Genomic DNA, 17,457 nt, shown 5'->3' with positions numbered 1-17,457 from the left:
AAAACAGCCGGGGCGACCCTATCTGGCCGCCACCGGCGCGGCCATGCCGGCCCGGCCCCGCGCCATGCCCTATTCACGAGGAGAACCATGAACGCCACGCACGAGACGATGAGCTTCCAGGCGGAAGTCAAGCAGCTGCTGCATCTGATGATCCACAGCCTGTACAGCAACAAGGAGATCTTCCTGCGCGAGCTGATCTCGAACGCCTCGGATGCCACCGACAAGCTGCGCTTCGAGGCGATCGCCAATCCCGCGCTGCTGGAGAAGGACGCCGATCTCGCCATCCGCATCGAGACCGACAGCAAGGCCCGCACCATCACGATCACCGACAACGGCATCGGCATGAGCCGCGACGAGGCGATCCGCAATCTGGGCACGATTGCGCGTTCGGGCACCAAGGAATTCTTCGAGCAGCTGTCGGGCGACCAGCAGAAGGACGCCGCGCTGATCGGCCAGTTCGGCGTCGGCTTCTACTCGGCCTTCATCGTCGCCGACCGCGTCACCGTCGAGACCCGCCGCGCCGGCCTGCCCGCCTCCGAGGGGGTGCGCTGGGAAAGCCGCGGCGACGGCGAGTTCACCGTCGATGCGATCGAGCGCGCCGAGCGTGGCACCGCCATCACGCTGCATCTGCGCGAGGGCGAGGACGACTTCCTGTCGGCGTGGAAGCTCAAGGACATCATCCGCAAGTACTCCGACCATATCTCGCTGCCGATCCGCATGCCGAAGGAGGTCTGGGACGCCGACACCAGCGCCTACAAGCGCACCGACGAGTGGGAGAGCGTCAACCAGGCCAGCGCGCTGTGGACGCGCGCCAAGAGCGACATCACCGACGAGCAGTACGTCGCCTTCTACCAGCACATTGCGCACGACCACGACAAGCCGCTGGCGTGGACGCACAACCGCGTCGAAGGCCGCAACGAATATACGCAGCTGCTGTACATCCCGGCGCGCGCGCCGTTCGACCTGTGGGACCGCAACCATCGCGGCGGCCTGAAGCTGTACGTCAAGCGCGTCTTCATCATGGACGACGCCGAGCAGCTGCTCCCGAACTACCTGCGCTTCGTCAAGGGCGTGATCGATTCGTCCGACCTGCCGCTGAACGTCTCGCGCGAACTGCTGCAGGAAAGCCGCGACGTCAAGGCGATCCGCGAAGGCAGCACCAAGCGCGTGCTGTCGATGCTCGAAGCGATGGCCGACAGCGAGGATCAGGCCGAGCGCGACAAGTACGCCAGCTTCTGGCAGCAGTTCGGCCAGGTGCTCAAGGAAGGACTGGGCGAGGACACGGCCAACCAGCAGCGGCTGGCGAAGCTGCTGCGCTTTGCCTCCACGCATCAGGACTCGGCCGAGCAGACCGTGTCGCTGACCGACTATGTCGGCCGCATGAAGGAAGGCCAGGACAAGATCTACTACGTGACCGCCGACACGTGGAATGCCGCCAAGGCCAGCCCGCATCTGGAGGTGTTCCGCAAGAAAGGCATCGAGGTGCTGCTGCTGACGGATCGCGTCGACGAATGGATGCTGTCCTTCCTGAACGAATTCGACGGCAAGGAACTGGTGTCGGTCGCACGCGGCGGCCTGGACCTGGGCGCGCTGGCCGACGAGGAGGAAAAGGCCGAGCAGCAGAAGGCCGAGGACGAATGGAAGGACGTGCTCAAGCGTGCCAAGGAGGTGCTGGCCGACAAGGCCAAGGACGTGCGCGTGACGCTGCGGCTGACCGACTCCGCGTCGTGCCTGGTGTCGGACGAGGGCGAGATCAGCGGCTATCTGCAGCGGCTGCTGAAGCAGGCCGGCCAGAAGGCCCCGCAGACCAAGCCGATTCTCGAACTGAATCCGTCGCACGCGCTGGTCGGCAAGCTGCGCCAGCTTGCCGGTGCGGAGGCAGGCTCCGATGCCGATGCCGATGCCTTCGCCGACCGCGTGCACGTGCTGTTCGACCAGGCGCTGCTGGCCGAGGGCGGCATGCTGGAAGATCCGGCCGCCTACGTGCAGCGGATCAACAAGCTGCTGGCCTGATGCCGGCCAGGCGAGGCGTGCCACGTACGGCGCCACCGGCGGCGCCGACGGAGACGCCGGCGGAGCTGCAGCAGGGGCTGCCGCCGGTGATCGACCGCCATACCCGCGTGCTGATCCTCGGCAGCTTTCCGGGCGCCGCCTCGCTGGCCGCGCGCCAGTACTACGCGCATCCGCGCAACCAGTTCTGGCCGCTGCTGGGGGCGCTGCTCGGCGAGCCGCTGCCCGAGCTGCCCTATGCCGAGCGGCTGACGCGCGTGCTGGCGCATCGCGTCGGCATCTGGGACGTGCTGGGCGCCTGCGTGCGGCCCGGCAGCCTCGATTCCAATATCCGCCACCCGCAGGCCAACGACTTCGAACGCCTGCGGCAGCTGGCGCCGTCGTTGCGCCGCGTCGGTTTCAACGGCGGCACCTCGGGCCGCTTCGCGCCGCAATTCGCCGCGGCCGGCTACGAGACCGTGGTGCTGCCCTCGTCGAGCCCTGCCCATGCCGCGCGCACCTTCGAGCAGAAGCTGGAGCTGTGGCGCGCGCTTCTGTCACAATCGCGGCCGTGATTTGACGCGGACCGCCCCTTGGACTGCCTGGACCGGTGCGGTCTTTCCGTAGCCTGCCGCATTGCTGACCGCAATGCCGACCGCATTGCCTGACTGATGACCCTGCTGAAAAGAAAATCGATCGAAGCCGTGGCTTCGCGCCGTCCCGCGCGCGGCGAACGCGAGCGCGCCGCGCGCCGCCACGACCGCGACACGGCCGCTGACCGTGGCCCGGGCGACGACGAGAAACGGATGACGCCGCGCTTTGCGCCGGTGACCTTCTCCGAATGGAATGGCGTGCGCTATCTGCATTTCGGTACCGAATGGGTGCAGGGCGCGATGCGGCTGCGCAAGCCCGATGCGATCGAGCTCGAATACGCGCAGCAGATGATGGCGTGGCTGCTGTTCCTGTCGCCGTCGCAGCGCGATTTCCATATCGCGCAGCTGGGCCTGGGCGCGGCCTCGCTGACCAAGTTCTGCCATCGGCATTTCGCCAGGGCACGTGTCACCGCGGTCGAACTGAACCCCGCCGTGATCGTCGCCGGCCGCAGCATGTTCGGCCTGCGCGAGAACGATGCGCGGCTGAGCGTGCGCGAGCAGGACGCCTGGGATTATGTGATGGATCCCGCCAGCACCGGCGCGCACGACGTGCTGCAGGTCGATCTGTACGACGCCACCGCGCGCGGTCCGGTGCTCGACACCACGGCGTTCTACAAGGCCTGCCGGCGCGTGCTGAAGGAACCCGGCGTGATGACGATCAATCTGTTCGGCGACCACGACAGCTTTCCGAAGAACATCGTGCGCATCTGCGAGGCCTTCGACGATCGCGTGCTGGTGTTCCCGGAAGTGCACGACGGCAACGTGATCGCGCTGGCGTTCAACGGTCCGCCGATCGACATCGACTGGGAGACCCTGGACCAGCGCGCACGCGTGGTGCAGGAAGCGACCGGCCTGCCGGCGCGGCAGTGGGTCAAGGGCCTGCGCCGCGCGAATGCGCGGCAGGAAGAGCGGCTGCGGATTTGACGCGGCAGCGCGGTGGATCCAGCCTGAATGTGTTCTCCCTCTCCCCCTCAAGGGGAGAGGGTCGGGGAGAGGGAGGTGGTTTTCGATTGCGGTGGTGTCTGGACCGCCGTTTCCCTCTCCCCCAGCCCCTCTCCCGCGCGCGGGAGAGGGGAGCCCGCTAGGGAGCCCGCTCGCCTGACTCGGGAGCCAACTGTGGCTATTCCTTGCGGAAGAACTGCGCCAGCGACCATTCGTCGGTGCGGGCTTCGTAGCGTACGCCCTTGCGCATCGCCCACATCGCCAGCTGGCTGTGCGATGGAATGATGGCGTGGTCGGCCAGCGCGAACTTCGCCGCGGTGCGGGCGTTCTCCTCGCGCGCCTTGTCGCTGCTGATCGTGGTCAGCGAGGTCTCGATCAGCTTGTCCAGCTGCGGGTTGCTGTAGCGCCCCCAGTTCCAGGTGCCGTAGCCGGTCTTGGGATCGGGCGTGCCGGTGATCGAGCGCAGCGCGACGTCGGCCGCGGCCGAGCCCCAACCGAGCATCTGGAACGAGAAATCGCCCTGGCGCGCGCGCGTGAAGTAGGCTGCCACCGGCATCGTCTCGACCTTGGTCTGGATGCCGATCCGCGTCAGCATGCTGGCGGTGGCCTGCGCCACCTGCGCGTCGTTCAGATAGCGGTTGTTGGTCGCATGCAGCGTCAGGCCGAAGCCGTCGGGGTAGCCGGCCTGCGCCAGCAGCTGCTTGGCGCGCTGCGGATCGTAGGCGTCCGGCTTGGTGCCGGGATGACCGAAGATCTGCGGCGAGACGATCGACGAGGCCGGCACCGCCAGGCCTTCCATGATGCGCGAGACGATCGCGTCGCGGTTCAGCGCATGGCTGATCGCCGCGCGCACGCGGGCGTCCTTGAACGGATTCTTGCCGAGCGGCTTGCCGGCGCGGTCGGTCACATAGGGCGAGTTGTCGCGCCACTGGTCCATCTGCCAGAAGATGGTCCGCCACGAAACCTGCTGCTCGATGCGAAAGCGCGCGTCCTTCTTCAGTTTGGCGACGTCGGCCGACGGCACGCTCTCGATCACGTCGACGTCGCCGGCGAGTAGCGCCGAGGTGCGCGCGCCGCTGTCCGTGATGATGCGGAAGACCGCGCGGTCCCACTCGGGCTTCGGGCCCCAGTAGTTCGGGTTGCGCTCCATCACGATCTCGCTGCCGCGCGCGAAGCGCACGAACTTGAACGGCCCGGTGCCGATCATCGCCTTGCCGCTGTCGAAATCGGTCTGGCTCAGCGTGGCCGCGATGCGCTTGGGCATGATCGGCACGCTGTTCAGGTCGTTGGCGAGGTTGGCGTAGTTGCGCACGTTCATCGTCAATCGCACCGTCAGCGGGTCGGGCGTGTCGATGCGCGCGATCGGCTTGGTGTAGCTGGTGAACGAGCCCGGCGCGTTGGTCAGCTTCTCGGGGCGCTGCAGCGACGCCTTGACGTCCTCGCTGGTGAACGGCGAGCCGTCGTGCCATTTGACGTTGGGACGCAGCTTGATTTCCCAGGTGGTGGCGTCGATCGGCTTCCACGACAGCGCCAGCCCGGGGATATAGCGGGCGTTCTTGTCCATGAACACCAGCGATTCGAAGATATGCAGCGCGATCGCGTTGTTGGGCCCGGCATTGTTCCAGTGCGGGTCCATCGAGGTGACGTCGGCCGCCAGGCCGATGCGCAGGTCCTCGGCCTGTGCGGTACCTGCGGGCAGCAGCGCGAAGGCCGTGCTCGCGCCGAGCGTGGCAAGCAGCGCGGCGCTGCTGCGCAGCCAACCGCGGCGCGACGGCAGGGAAGGGGTCGCGCGGCGCGGCGTGCGGAAGGGGCGTTGGGAGTGCGGCATCGTTCGTTGGCTCCTGGTACGGGCCTGCGCGGCGGCGGCTGCCATGCCGGGCAGGCGGGTTCGCGGATGGCTTTGTTGCGCATTGTGCCGATAAATCGCGGGCCGCGTGCGATGGGAGCGTCATATGCTTATGCCGCGGGGGCGACAAGTTCGCCGGTAGAATCGCGCCCATGTTCGCCAACTCCCGCCCGATCGCGTCGGCTCAGACCGACGCCCACCAGCAGCTCGCCACCCGCGTTGCCCGCCATCTCGCCGAGCCGTTCCGCAAGCCGATCGGCGAGGTCAGCCGGCGCGCGCTCGAGGCAGCGTTGGGGAGCTGGCAGGCGGCGGGAGCAGCGCCGCTGATCCTCGATGCCGGCTGCGGCATTGGCGAAAGCACGCTGCGTCTGGCGCAGGCCTTTCCCGATCATTTCGTCATCGGCGTGGATCAGTCGGAGAAGCGGCTGACGGCCGGCAAGGACTGGTGGCAGGGCGCGCTGCCCGACAACTTCGTCTGGGCGCGCGCCGACCTGGTCGATGTCTGGCGGCTGCTGCAGCAGGACCGCATCGCGGTGGCGCGCCACTACGTGCTGTATCCCAATCCGTGGCCCAAGATCGGGCACCTTGGGCGGCGCTGGCACGGCCATGCGGTGTTTCCCGCGCTCGCGGCCTGCGGCGCCTATCTGGAGTGCCGCAGCAACTGGCCGATCTATATCGACGAATTCGCCGCGGCGCTGGCGCTGGTGGGCCGCCCGGCCCGGGTCGAACCCTGGCATCCCGCGCAGCCGATGACGCCGTTCGAGCGCAAGTACCAGGCATCGGGCCATGCGCTGTGGCGCTGCGTCAGCGAGGCGCCGGCGCCCCAATGAAAACGGCCCGCATGGATGCGGGCCGTGGCTTCAAGCCGTCGCCGCTGCGCGCGGCTTTGTGAACGGACTCAGTGAAACAGCGGCTGCTGCGTCGGCGCGTCCTCGGGCAGCTCGGCGTGCACGATCTCGCCGGAGCGGTCCGCGTACAGCGGCGTGCCGCAGTCCTCGCAGTATTCGGGATCGAACAGCGACGCGTGACGGAAGATGTCGTCGACGCCGGCGTTGCGCAGTTCCTCGCAGATCTGTTCGAGCGGATTGCCTTGCCCGCTGTCGTCGATCTCGCCCGACTCGCGGCCGTAGACCGGCCAGACGATGCCGTAGATCACGTCCTTCTCGCCGCGCATGGTGAAGGCCACGCGGTATTCCTCGACCTCGTCCTCGCCGAAGGCCGCGGTGACCGCCGCCAGCTGGCCGGCAGTGATATCGAGCGTGCCGCACAGATAGTTGACCGCGGCGCGCACGGTCAGCGGACGGATGCTCTTGTCCGATTCGCGGCACGACAGGAAGAAGGCGTCCGGCAGCAGCAGTTCGAATTCGCAGCCGGGCAGCAGCAGCGCCAGCGAGGGCTGGACCTGGGTGCGCCACTGCTCCAGGCATACCGAGCGCTCGGCGTGGTGTTCCTTCGATTCCTCCTGCCAGCGGAACAGCGGCTGCTCGTGCTCGGCGACCACCACGGCCAGCAGATAGCGCGGGTCGGCCAGGATGGGCGCGGTCTCGGGCAGGTCGCGCAGGTCGACCTTGGGTGCGACGCCGCCCAGCGCGGCAGAGATCAGCTTGTGGGTCAGCGCGAAGGTGTCGCTATGCGTGCGCGGCAGCTGATCGATGCTGTACAGATAGGGCGACAGCGCCATGCGGGCATTCGAGGCCACCACATGGGCCTGCAGGTGCACGGCGAGCGTCTGCGCCTGCTCGGGCTTGAGCGCGCCCGACGGAATCGCGTAGCGGGTGTGGGCCAGGATCGGGGCCGCGATCAGCAGCGCGTCGTAGCGCACGCCGTCGATCTCGACCGTGGCCGACTCGGCCAGCGTCTCGGCCTGCTCGGCCAACACGTCCGACGCGTCGACGTTGTGCTTGAACAGATGCTCGAGCGCGGCGTCCAGCGCCGACTGGCTGCCATTTTTCAGCAGCCGGCCCAGGCGTTGCGATAGGCGCCGTTCCCAATACGCGTCCTCCATGCGGCTACCCGACGCATCGAGCGCAAGCGCGTCGGCGACCAGACGCTCGGCGTCCGGCGACAGTCGTTGAGAGGCCTTGGGGCGAAAACCTGCCATATGCTGAGTTCATCCGTTTTTCGGTAAAACGGTATTCTACTCGTTGCGTTGACACGGCCCAGCGATCGCATGGGCAAACCCTGATGGATTCGGCGTGCGATCCGGGGTTGGCGCGTCGCGTCATACGCCTGTCATGGAAACGGGCGCTGTCTGGAGAGCTGATCCGGGCGCTGCTTTGGGCGCTGATCGGGCGCCGTTTGGGCGCCGTTTCGCCGTGCAACGTCGTGGAGCGGTGTCCGCCTGGAGTGCCGGCCTGTCCCGTTCGGTCGGAGCCGTCCGGTCGGGGCCGCGGGGTCACTTCTGGGTCTTGGCCTCGCCCGAGGCAGGGGCGTGGGTTTCGGTGCCGTGCTGCTCGCCGCCCATCGAGACGTCGCCGCCTCCCTGCATCAGCAGCATCAGGGCGGCGCCGGCGATGACGATAAAGGCGATCAGGATCTTGGCCATGCTTGTCTCCGAGGTCTGTTGGCGGCCCCAGGGGGCGAAGCCGCGCTGTTCTATCGATGAGACCCAGTGTGGCAGCGCAGGCTTGCGTGGAACTTACAGGCGGCCATGGCGCCCCGTCGAACGGACCGGGGGCCATGGCTTCGCCTTTACGCCACCAGCAGCTGCCGCAGCACGAAGGGCAGGATGCCGCCGTGGTTGAAGTAGTCGACCTCGATCGGCGTGTCGATGCGCAGCAGCAGCGGCACACGCTGGGTCTGGCCGGCGTCGCGATGGATCACCAGCGTGACGTCCTGTTGCGGCCGCAGCTCGCCCTCGATGCCTTCGATATCGAAGGTCTCGGTGCCGGTCAGGCCCAGCGACTGCGCGCTGTCCTCGCCCTTGAACTGCAGCGGCAGCACGCCCATGCCGACCAGGTTCGAGCGGTGGATCCGCTCGAAGCTGCGCGCGATCACCGCCTTGACGCCCAGCAGCTGCGTACCCTTGGCGGCCCAGTCGCGCGAGGAGCCGGTGCCGTATTCCTCGCCGCCGAACACCACGGTCGGCGTGCCCTCGGCGATGTACTTCATCGCGGCGTCGTAGATCGACAGCTGTTCGCCGGACGGCTGGAACAGCGTGTAGCCGCCCTCGACGCGGGTGCCGTCTTCGCGCGGCGGGATCATCAGGTTCTTGATGCGCACGTTGGCGAAGGTGCCGCGCATCATCACTTCATGGTTGCCGCGGCGCGAGCCGTAGCTGTTGAAGTCGGCCTTCAGCACGCCGTTCTCGAGCAGGTACTTGCCGGCGGGCGAGGTGTCCTTGATCGAGCCCGCGGGGGAGATATGGTCGGTGGTCACCGAGTCGCCGAAGATGCCGAGCGCACGGGCGCCGCGGATGCTGCGCGCGCCGCTGTCGGGCTCCATCGTGAAGTTCTCGAAGAAGGGCGGCTGCGCGATATAGGTCGACTTCGGCCAATCGTAGACTTGGCCCGAGGTGCCCTTGATCTTGCCCCACAGCGTGCTCGGCTTCTTGACCTTCTCGTAGTTCTCCTTGAAGGTCTCCTCGTCCATCGCGAAGCGCATCAGCGCGTTGACCTCGTCCGAGGTCGGCCAGATGTCGCCGATATAGACGTCGCGGCCGTGCTTGCCCTTGCCCAGCGGCTCGGTCATCAGGTCGCACAGGATGTTGCCGGCGATCGCATACGCCACCACCAGCGGCGGCGAGGCCAGGAAGTTGGCGCGGATGTTCGGATGGATGCGCGCCTCGAAGTTGCGGTTGCCGGACAGCACCGCGGCGGCCACCAGGTCGTTCTGCACGATGGCCTCGTTCAGCGACGGCGCCAGGTCACCGGCATTGCCGATGCAGGTGGTGCAGCCGTAGGCGGTGACGCCGAAGCCGAGCTTCTCCAGATACGGCAGCAGGCCGGCAGCCTTCAGGTATTCGGTCACCACGCGGCTGCCGGGGGCGAGCGAGGTCTTGATGTGCGGCGCCACGTTCAGGCCCGCCTGCACCGCCTTCTTGGCCAGCAGGCCGGCGGCCAGCATCACGCTCGGGTTCGAGGTGTTGGTGCACGAGGTGATCGCCGCGATCAGCACGTCGCCGTTGCGCACCGAGATGCCGTCCGAGGTCTTGTAGACGCGCTCGAGGTCCTCCGGGTCCTTGCTGAAGCCGTTCTCGGCGACCGGCTTGCTGAACAGGTCGGCGAAGGTCTGCTTGACGTTGCCGATCTCGATCCGGTCCTGCGGACGCTTCGGGCCCGCCAGCGACGGCGCGACCGTGGACAGGTCCAGCGTCAGCACCTTGGTGTAGTCGATGTCGCCGGCGCGCGGGATGCCGAACAGCTCCTGCGCGCGGAAATACGCCTCGAACGCGGCGATCTCGTCCGGCGTGCGGCCGGTGCCGCGGAAATACTCGATGGTCTTTTCGTCGACCGGGAAGAAGCCCATGGTGGCGCCGTATTCCGGCGACATATTGCCGATGGTGGCGCGGTCCGGCACCGACAGGCTGGCGGTGCCTTCGCCGAAGAACTCGACGAACTTGCCGACCACCTTCTCCCGGCGCAGCATCTCGGTGATCGTCAGCACCAGGTCGGTCGCGGTGACGCCCTCGCGCAGCCGGCCCTGCAGTTCCACGCCGACCACATCCGGGGTCAGGAAGTAGACCGGCTGGCCCAGCATGCCGGCCTCGGCCTCGATGCCGCCGACGCCCCAGCCGACCACGCCGATGCCATTGATCATGGTGGTGTGCGAGTCGGTGCCGACCAGCGTGTCCGGGTAGTAGACGCCGTCCTTCTGGTGGACGCCGCGCGCCAGGTACTCGAGGTTGACCTGGTGCACGATGCCGAAGCCGGGCTGCACCACGCCGAAGGTGTCGAACGCCTGCATGCCCCACTTCATGAACTGGTAGCGCTCGTTGTTGCGCTGGAATTCGAGCTGCATGTTCAGGTCCAGCGCCTTCTTCTCGCGGAAGTGGTCGACCTGCACCGAATGGTCGACCACCAGGTCTACCGGCACCAGCGGCTCGATTTTCTTCGGGTTATGGCCCATCTTCTCGGCCACATTGCGCATCGCGGCCAGGTCGGCCAGCAGCGGCACGCCGGTGAAGTCCTGCAGTACCACGCGCGCGACCACGAACGGAATCTCGTCGACACGCGCGCCGGTCGGGTCCCAGTTGGCCAGCTGGCGCACGTGTTCCTCGGTCACTTTCTTGCCGTCGCAGTTGCGCAGCACCGATTCGAGCACCAGGCGGATCGACACCGGCAGGCGCTCGATGGCGACGCCCAGCGCCTTGCCCAACTGCGGCAGCGAGTAGAACTGGCCCCGGGCGGAGGGGCCGATCTGGAATTCTTTGAGCGTGTCGTTCAAGTTGTGGGGCATTGCCTGACTCCAATCGAAGAGGTGCTATTTGCGGAACTTCGTGCGGGACTTCCGGACTTCGTATGCGAATGCGCTTGCGCATCGATATGACGTGGCGGCGGCGGGTGGTGATTGCGGCGCCGGCGTGACGGCATCAGCATTACTTTATGCGTCACCTCCGGCACGGGCAACCGGCACGCCACTTCTGTCTTGCGCATCCTATATCAGTAAAAGAGCGGAACAAATCACATCTTAGGGTGGTGCCTTACGGCGCCGTTTCAATGCCATTCGATGCCGGTACGACGTTATACGAGGCTATATGACGTACAGATCGACGTATTCGTGCACCGGCATCGCCTCCAGCGCGGCCTGGTCCAGCGACACGTCGAGAATCGCCTGCTGCTGTTTGGGCGGAAAACGCCGCGCCAGATTGGTCCTGAACTTCTCGACCAGCAGCGGGATGCCGTCCTCGCGCCGGCGCCGGTGCCCGATCGGGTATTCGACGGCGACCTCCGGGAGCACGGTGCCGTCGGCCAGTTCCACCGTCAGCCCGTTGGCGATCGAGCGCTTGTCCGGATCGTGATAGTCGGCGGTGAAGCCGGCGTCCTCGACGCAGACGATCTTCTCGCGCAGTGCGTCGATGCGCGGGTCGACGGCGACGCTGTCCTCGTAATCCTCGGCGGTCAGCCGGCCGAACAGCAGCGGTACCGCCACCATGTACTGGATGCAGTGGTCGCGGTCGGCCGGGTTCGCCAGCGGCCCCTTCTTGTCGATGATGCGCAGGCACGCCTCGTGGGTGCGGATGGTCACGCGCCGGATATCGGCGGCGCTCCGCCCCATCGCGGCCAGCAGCCCGTGCAGCGTCATCGCCGCTTCGACCGCGGTCTGGGCATGGAATTCGGCGGGGAACGAAATCTTGAACAGCACGTTCTCCATCACGTAGCTGCCGTACGGGCGCTGGAAGCGGAAGGGCTTGCCGTCGAACAGCACGTCGTAGAAGCCCCAGGTCTTCGCCGTCAGCACCGACGGGTACCCCATTTCGCCGGTCCGGGCGATCAGCGCCAGCCGCACCGCGCGGCTGGTGGCGTCGCCCGCGGCCCAGCTCTTGCGGCTGCCGGTATTGGGCGCATGCCGATAGGTGCGCAGGCTCTGGCCGTCGACCCAGGCCAGCGACAACGCGTTGATGATCTCGTCGCGCGACAGGCCCAGCATCTGCGCGACCACCGCGGTCGAGGCGACCTTGACCAGCACCACGTGGTCCAGCCCCACCTTGTTGAACGAATTCTCCAGCGCGAGGCAGCCCTGGATCTCGTGGGCCTTGATCATCGCCGTCAGCACGTCCTTCATCGTCAGCGGCTTTTTGCCGCCCGGGACGCGCTGGCGCGACAGCCAGTCGGCGGTGGCCAGGATGCCGCCCAGATTGTCGGACGGATGGCCCCATTCGGCCGCGAGCCAGGTGTCGTTGAAGTCCAGCCAGCGGATCATGGTGCCGATGTTGAAGGCAGCCTGTATCGGGTCGAGCTGGAATTGGGTGCCGGGAACCCTGGCGCCGTGCGGCACCACCGTGCCGGGCACGACCGGGCCGAGCAGCTTGGTGCAGGCGGGATAGGAAAGTGCCTCGAGACCGCAGCCCAGCGTGTCGATCAGGCAGTTGCGGGCGGTGTCGTAGGCGAGGGCGCTCTTGACCTGGTAGCGGGTCACATAGTCGGCGATGTCGACCAGCACCTGGTCCGGCTCGGGACGGGCGTTCGGATGGAGATGCGGAATGGCTGCGGACACGACACTTCCCCTCGGTGTGGTGTTGCGTGGTGTTGCCAGGCATCGCCGGCGGTGCGATTGCCGTCGAAGCGGCGACCGCACCGATCGGAAGATGCGTTCTGCAGCCGGGGCTGCAGACGAATCCGGGAGCGTGGCGCCGGCCTTCGCGCGCAAGACGTGGATGTCAGGTGCTCGCTTGGGGTCGCGCCACGCGGTACTGCGCGGCCCCGCGGACATGCCCGCGGGGCCCGGCACGGCGCCTTACTGGCGCGGCGCCGCTTGCTGCTCGGTATTGCCCGCCGCCGGGGCCGCCGCTGCGGCAGGCGCTGCGGGCTCGGCACTCTGGGCCGGCTGGTCCGACGGCGCCACCAGCAGCGGCTTGGTGACCGGGGCGCGCAGCGCGCCGGACTGCGTCGGCGCCGCGGCGCCCGCCAGCATGGCGGTGGTCTGGCATTCGTCCGCCAGGCGCTGGCCGTGGTTGCGGTCGAACAGCATGGCCTTGCTCGGAATCACGACCAGATCGAGACCGGATTGCGGATCGAAATAGCGGTCGGCGCCCGTCACCGTGGCCTGGCGCGGCAGGCGGTGGTTACGGCCGTCCCAGTGCACGGTGATCACTTCGTCGCGCAGCATGTTGCCGGCGACATAGAGCGACTTGCCCAGTTCGCATTGCCACTTCTCGCCTTCCGGCACCACCGGGGCGGCGGCCGTGGCTGCCGCCTTGGTCGTGCGTTTCTTGCTGCTGGCCTTGGCCTTGGGTTTGGCGGCGCTCTTCTTGGCCGTGCTGGCCTTGGCGGTTTCCTGGGCGATGGCGACGCTTCCCGCCGACAGCGTGAAGACGCCGAGGCAGGCAGCGAGCAGGAGGTGTTTCATCGGATACTTCCTCGAGATGATGGGTGGATGCGGAAATTGCAGGTCTGAGTCTGCGGATTCTGCGCTGTCGCGCTTATTGGTGTTGGACTTGCGGGGTGCCGATCTGCCGGGTTCACGCCAGACGCGGCGCCGCTATTCTCTCCGATTTGCCGAACCCTCGGCGCACCGTCATTCGCGATGGCTGCCGGCGATGGCTGCGGGCGGTGGCTGCCGGCGATGGCTTGCGGCGGCAGCTGTCCGCGTTGGCTCCCCTCGGTGGCCAGCCAGTGGCTAGCCAAAAAACAGTTCCGCCACATTGGCCGGCAGCGTGGCGCCGGTCGAGTGCGCACGCTGCAGCAGCGCCCAGTAGTAGCGGTAGCTGGCGCGGTCGTGCAGTTCGCCCTGGTGCCGGATCGGCGCCCAGTTGTTCTCGTGCGCCGCCAGCAGGATCGCGCTGGCCAGGCCGATTTCCTCGTCGCCGGGCTGGAAGGCCTGCACGATCGGCCCGATCTGCGCCGGATGGATGCTCCATTTGCGCAGGAAGCCGAACTCCGCGCGGGCGCGCCGGGCGTCCTCGCCGGCCCGTTCGGGGTTCTGGATATCGGTGCTGACATTGTGCGACGGCACCTTGCCGTGGCGATGGCAGGCCGCCGCGATCTCCAGCATGGCGCGGCGCACCAGCGGATGCTCGAACTGCTGCGGCGAGCGCATCGCGTCGCCGGGAATCGCGCCATGATGGGCCGACACGAAATCCATCAGGCCGAAGCTCAGGCATTCGACCTGCACCAGCGAGGCGATGCGGAACACCTGCTCCAGCGCGGCATGGGTTTCGATCAGCACGTGGATCGGGATATGACGGGCGATGCCGGCCGCACGCGCGGCCTGGTTGACGCGGTCGGTCACGCGTGCGACCTCGACCACGTCGGTGACCTTGGGCACCGTCACATAGGCGAGCCGCGCGCCGGCGCCGGCGACCAGGATGTCGACATCGTCGCCCCAGCAAGGATGGCCGGGGTCGTGGATGCGCACGCCGACGCGGTTGAACAGGTTCAGCGGGCCGTTGATCAGCTGCGCGCACAGCTGCGCATGCTCGCGCTCGCTGCCGACCGCGGCGCCGTCCTCGCAATCGAGCGTCAGGTCGAACACCGGGCCGAGCTCCTGCTGCAGCGCCAGCGATTTGCGCATCAGCTTCTCGCTGCCGGCATAGTGGTCGCAGACCGGCAGCTGGACCGGTACGGCTTCGCCCTGGAACAAGACTTCGGATGGATGCACGTCGTCTTCGTCTCTAACGGTGGGAGCAGGGAAATCCGGAGAATCCCGGCAATCGGGGCAATCGGGGCAATCGGGGCAATCGGGGTAATCGGGGTAATCGGGGTAATCGGGGAAACAGGGGGATCGTGCCTGCCCATGACGGCGAGCGGCGAAACGTCCTGATATACAGTGAAGGCGGCGCGGCCGGTATCGGACATGCGCCTACGCGGCGACCAACAAAAAACCGGGGCCCGCTTCGATGGTTCGATGTGGCGCCCCGGTTTCGCATGCGGCGAAGGGAAGGGTATCAGCCCAGCAGATGCTGCACGCCGGCGCGTTCCTCTTCCAGTTCCTTCAGCGTGATGTTGATCTTTTCCTGGCTGTAGGCGTCGATCTCCAGGCCCTTGACAAGTTCGTACTTGCCGTTGGCGGTGGTCACCGGGAAGCCGAACATCACGTCCTCGGGAATGCCGTACGAGCCGTCGGACGGGATGCCCATCGTGACCCACTTGCCGTTCGAGCCCAGCACCCAGTCACGCACGTGGTCGATTGCCGCGTTGGCCGCCGAAGCTGCCGACGACAGGCCGCGCGCCTCGATGATGGCGGCGCCGCGCTTGCCGACGGTCGGCAGGAACACGTCGTTGTTCCAGGCGTGGTCGTTGATCAGGTCCTTGACGCTCTGGCCGTCGACGGTGGCGTAGCGGTAGTCGGCGTACATGGTCGGGCTGTGGTTGCCCCAGACGAACAGCTTCTCGATCGACGACACCGGCTTGCCGGTCTTCGCGGCGATCTGCGACAGCGCGCGGTTGTGGTCCAGGCGCAGCATCGCGGTGAAGTTTTCCTTCGGCAGGTTCGGTGCCGACTTCATCGCGATATAGGCGTTGGTGTTGGCCGGGTTGCCGACCACCAGCACCTTGACGTTGCGGCTGGCCACTTCGTCCAGCGCCTTGCCCTGCACGGTGAAGATCTGGGCGTTGGCTTCGAGCAGGTCCTTGCGCTCCATGCCCTTGCTGCGCGGACGCGCGCCCACCAGCAGCGCGACGTCGGCGTCCTTGAACGCGACCTTGGGATCGTCGGTGATCACCACGCCGGCCAGCAGCGGGAAGGCGCAGTCTTCGAGCTCCATCACGACGCCCTTGACGGCGTTCTGGGCCTGCGGCAGGTCCAGCAGCTGCAGGATGACCGGCTGGTCTTTGCCGAGCATGTCGCCGTTGGCGATGCGGAACAGCAGGGAGTAGCCGATCTGGCCAGCGGCGCCGGTCACTGCGACGCGCATGGGGGCTTTAGCCATCTGTAAGTCTCCAAACGAAGAAAGGGAAACCGGCCGGTGCGGCCGGGGCGGGGGCGCGCGATTGTCACGCCATTGCGCCGGGGTACACCGGGAGCGAGGTTGTCGCCACGGGCGGCGGCGCACCGTCCGGCGCCGCGCTCGGCAGGCGGGCGGAGGGGCCGCGGCGGGTCGCGGATGACCGCGGATGACGACAAGGCGTAAGTCTACTGCGAAGCCGGGGACCGCATCCAGCCGAATCCGCCGGCTCGGCGAGCGCAAGCGCACGCCGGTTCACGCGCGGGGCGCCGCCGGGACATCGGACAGGCGTACCGGACACAAAAAACACGGCGCGAGTGTAGGCGCCGTGGCATGGACTGTCAATTCATATGTCTTATATAAGACATAAGACATTTGATGCAGTGCTGGACGCGCTTTGCCGATCTGTGGTGAAATCCGCCTTATGTCCACGTTGCCCACGTCCCTCGCCGCCGCCGTTCCGGCCGCGCAAGATGGCGCCGCCACGCCCGGCGCCGGGACGTCGGCGTCCGCGCCCGCCAGCGCGCCGGCCCCTGCCGGTGCCGCCTCCGGGGCCGCGGCGGCAGTGTCCCCGACCTTCAGCCCGCTTTATCAGCAGATCAAGTCGCTGATCCTGCAGAGCCTGCAGTCCGGCGAATGGAAGCCGGGCGAGATGATCCCCAGCGAGATGGAGCTGGCGGCCCGCTACAAGGTCAGCCAGGGCACGGTGCGCAAGGCCATCGACGAGCTCGCCGCCGAGAATCTGGTTGCGCGCCGGCAGGGCAAGGGCACCTTCGTGACGACCCATCACGAGGACGTGGTCAAGTTCCGATTCCTGCGGCTGGTCCCCGACGAGGGCGAGCCGCATTACGGCGCCAGCCGGGTGCTCGAATGCAAGCGCCTGCGGGCGCCGGCCGAAATCGCGCGGCTGCTCGACATCCGCACCGGCGACAGCGTGGTGCAGATCCGCCGCGTGCTGTTCTTCTCCGGCGAGGCCACCGTGCTCGACGACATCTGGCTGCTGGGCGCCAACTTCAAGGGCCTGACGGCGGAGAAGCTGACAGAGTGGAAGGGGCCGATGTACGCGCTGTTCGAGGCCGAATTCGGTACGCGGATGGTGCGGGCCACCGAGAAGATCCGCGCGGTCAGCGCCGACGAAACCGCCGCCGCGCTGCTGTCGGTCGCACCCGGTTCGCCGCTGCTGTCGGTCGAGCGGGTCTCGTTCACCTATGGCGACCGTCCCGTCGAAGTGCGGCGCGGTCTGTATGTGACCACGCGGCACTATTACCAGAACGATCTGAGCTGAACGGCGTCGCCCCCACGCGCGAACAGCGCATGACGCGGGCGATTGTTGCGCCCCTTGTCGTCAACGGCGGCCGGCATTGCACAGGGCGATTGGAATGCGCGGCGAGGGCCGAAGGATGCGTGGCCGACGTGCGACGGATGCGCGCAATTCGGTGCCGCGCAATGGCGTTGCAGGCGATTGTCGCGGCCGCGATGTTGGT

General features: G+C 67.3%; 13 protein-coding genes. 5 read left to right on the top strand and 8 right to left on the bottom strand.

Annotated features, from left to right (window positions below; all coding sequences use genetic code 11):
• The first annotated feature begins 87 nt into the window (after nt 1-87).
• The 3 genes from htpG (at nt 88) to HTY53_RS15750 (ending at nt 3,566) form a co-directional block, all read left to right on the top strand.
• The gene (gene htpG / locus HTY53_RS15760; RefSeq protein ID WP_174107547.1) at nt 88-2,013 is read left to right on the top strand and encodes a molecular chaperone HtpG; all 1,926 of its coding nucleotides are present in this window, start codon (nt 88-90) and stop codon (nt 2,011-2,013) included.
• Nucleotides 2,013-2,564, top strand: a complete 552-nt coding sequence (locus HTY53_RS15755; protein ID WP_254599974.1) for a DNA-deoxyinosine glycosylase — start codon at nt 2,013-2,015, stop codon at nt 2,562-2,564. The genes htpG and HTY53_RS15755 overlap by 1 nt, the downstream gene beginning before the upstream one ends.
• A gap of 96 nt (nt 2,565-2,660) precedes the next feature.
• Nucleotides 2,661-3,566, top strand: coding sequence for a spermidine synthase (locus HTY53_RS15750; protein ID WP_174107545.1), 906 nt, complete (start codon nt 2,661-2,663; stop codon nt 3,564-3,566).
• Between the two features lie 196 nt (nt 3,567-3,762).
• Here HTY53_RS15750 and HTY53_RS15745 read toward each other — a convergent pair whose 3' ends face one another.
• The gene (locus HTY53_RS15745; RefSeq protein ID WP_174107544.1) at nt 3,763-5,412 is read right to left on the bottom strand and encodes an ABC transporter substrate-binding protein; all 1,650 of its coding nucleotides are present in this window, start codon (nt 5,410-5,412) and stop codon (nt 3,763-3,765) included.
• A 170-nt stretch (nt 5,413-5,582) separates the two neighbouring features.
• On the opposite strand from HTY53_RS15745, the gene trmB reads away from it, so the two are divergent.
• Nucleotides 5,583-6,260 carry a tRNA (guanine(46)-N(7))-methyltransferase TrmB gene (gene trmB / locus HTY53_RS15740; RefSeq protein ID WP_174107543.1) on the top strand — a complete coding sequence of 226 codons (678 nt, stop codon included), beginning with the start codon at nt 5,583-5,585 and terminating at the stop codon, nt 6,258-6,260.
• Between the two features lie 68 nt (nt 6,261-6,328).
• On the opposite strand, the gene HTY53_RS15735 is transcribed toward trmB, so the two are convergent.
• The 7 genes from HTY53_RS15735 to HTY53_RS15705 form a co-directional block, all read right to left on the bottom strand.
• Nucleotides 6,329-7,531: a DUF2863 family protein gene (locus tag HTY53_RS15735; RefSeq protein WP_174107542.1), complete on the bottom strand. Its 1,203-nt coding sequence runs from the start codon at nt 7,529-7,531 to the stop codon at nt 6,329-6,331.
• A 294-nt stretch (nt 7,532-7,825) separates the two neighbouring features.
• Nucleotides 7,826-7,975 carry a hypothetical protein gene (locus HTY53_RS15730; RefSeq protein WP_170265902.1) on the bottom strand — a complete coding sequence of 50 codons (150 nt, stop codon included), beginning with the start codon at nt 7,973-7,975 and terminating at the stop codon, nt 7,826-7,828.
• 146 nt (nt 7,976-8,121) lie between these two features.
• Nucleotides 8,122-10,827 (bottom strand): aconitate hydratase AcnA, encoded by a 2,706-nt coding sequence (gene acnA, locus HTY53_RS15725; protein ID WP_174107541.1) that lies wholly within the window; start codon nt 10,825-10,827, stop codon nt 8,122-8,124.
• 294 nt (nt 10,828-11,121) lie between these two features.
• Nucleotides 11,122-12,573, bottom strand: coding sequence for a bifunctional 2-methylcitrate dehydratase/aconitate hydratase (locus HTY53_RS15720; RefSeq protein ID WP_438820968.1), 1,452 nt, complete (start codon nt 12,571-12,573; stop codon nt 11,122-11,124).
• 252 nt (nt 12,574-12,825) lie between these two features.
• Nucleotides 12,826-13,437, bottom strand: a complete 612-nt coding sequence (locus tag HTY53_RS15715; protein ID WP_174107539.1) for a hypothetical protein — start codon at nt 13,435-13,437, stop codon at nt 12,826-12,828.
• Between the two features lie 270 nt (nt 13,438-13,707).
• Nucleotides 13,708-14,688, bottom strand: coding sequence for an HpcH/HpaI aldolase/citrate lyase family protein (locus HTY53_RS15710; RefSeq protein ID WP_174107538.1), 981 nt, complete (start codon nt 14,686-14,688; stop codon nt 13,708-13,710).
• A gap of 286 nt (nt 14,689-14,974) precedes the next feature.
• A complete protein-coding gene (locus tag HTY53_RS15705) occupies nt 14,975-15,958 on the bottom strand; it encodes a malate dehydrogenase (RefSeq protein WP_174107537.1) in 984 nt (327 codons plus the stop codon).
• A 439-nt stretch (nt 15,959-16,397) separates the two neighbouring features.
• On the opposite strand from HTY53_RS15705, the gene HTY53_RS15700 reads away from it, so the two are divergent.
• Nucleotides 16,398-17,258 (top strand): GntR family transcriptional regulator, encoded by an 861-nt coding sequence (locus HTY53_RS15700; protein ID WP_174107536.1) that lies wholly within the window; start codon nt 16,398-16,400, stop codon nt 17,256-17,258.
• Nucleotides 17,259-17,457: the final 199 nt, after the last annotated feature.

The organism is Cupriavidus gilardii (assembly GCF_013314895.1).
In the GTDB taxonomy this organism is placed as follows: Bacteria; Pseudomonadota; Gammaproteobacteria; order Burkholderiales; family Burkholderiaceae; genus Cupriavidus; species Cupriavidus gilardii_C.
Note: the sequence above shows the minus strand (reverse complement) of the source record. Positions and strands in the feature narration are given on the sequence as shown.

Bases quoted from the DNA above. Each gene is read 5' to 3' on its own strand.
- htpG (WP_174107547.1), top strand. From the start codon at position 88: ATGAACGCCACGCACGAGACGATGAGCTTCCAGGCGGAAGTCAAGCAG.
- HTY53_RS15755 (WP_254599974.1), top strand. From the start codon at position 2,013: ATGCCGGCCAGGCGAGGCGTGCCACGTACGGCGCCACCGGCGGCGCCG.
- HTY53_RS15750 (WP_174107545.1), top strand. From the start codon at position 2,661: ATGACCCTGCTGAAAAGAAAATCGATCGAAGCCGTGGCTTCGCGCCGT.
- HTY53_RS15745 (WP_174107544.1), bottom strand. From the start codon at position 5,412: ATGCCGCACTCCCAACGCCCCTTCCGCACGCCGCGCCGCGCGACCCCT.
- trmB (WP_174107543.1), top strand. From the start codon at position 5,583: ATGTTCGCCAACTCCCGCCCGATCGCGTCGGCTCAGACCGACGCCCAC.
- HTY53_RS15735 (WP_174107542.1), bottom strand. From the start codon at position 7,531: ATGGCAGGTTTTCGCCCCAAGGCCTCTCAACGACTGTCGCCGGACGCC.
- HTY53_RS15730 (WP_170265902.1), bottom strand. From the start codon at position 7,975: ATGGCCAAGATCCTGATCGCCTTTATCGTCATCGCCGGCGCCGCCCTG.
- acnA (WP_174107541.1), bottom strand. From the start codon at position 10,827: ATGCCCCACAACTTGAACGACACGCTCAAAGAATTCCAGATCGGCCCC.
- HTY53_RS15715 (WP_174107539.1), bottom strand. From the start codon at position 13,437: ATGAAACACCTCCTGCTCGCTGCCTGCCTCGGCGTCTTCACGCTGTCG.
- HTY53_RS15705 (WP_174107537.1), bottom strand. From the start codon at position 15,958: ATGGCTAAAGCCCCCATGCGCGTCGCAGTGACCGGCGCCGCTGGCCAG.
- HTY53_RS15700 (WP_174107536.1), top strand. From the start codon at position 16,398: ATGTCCACGTTGCCCACGTCCCTCGCCGCCGCCGTTCCGGCCGCGCAA.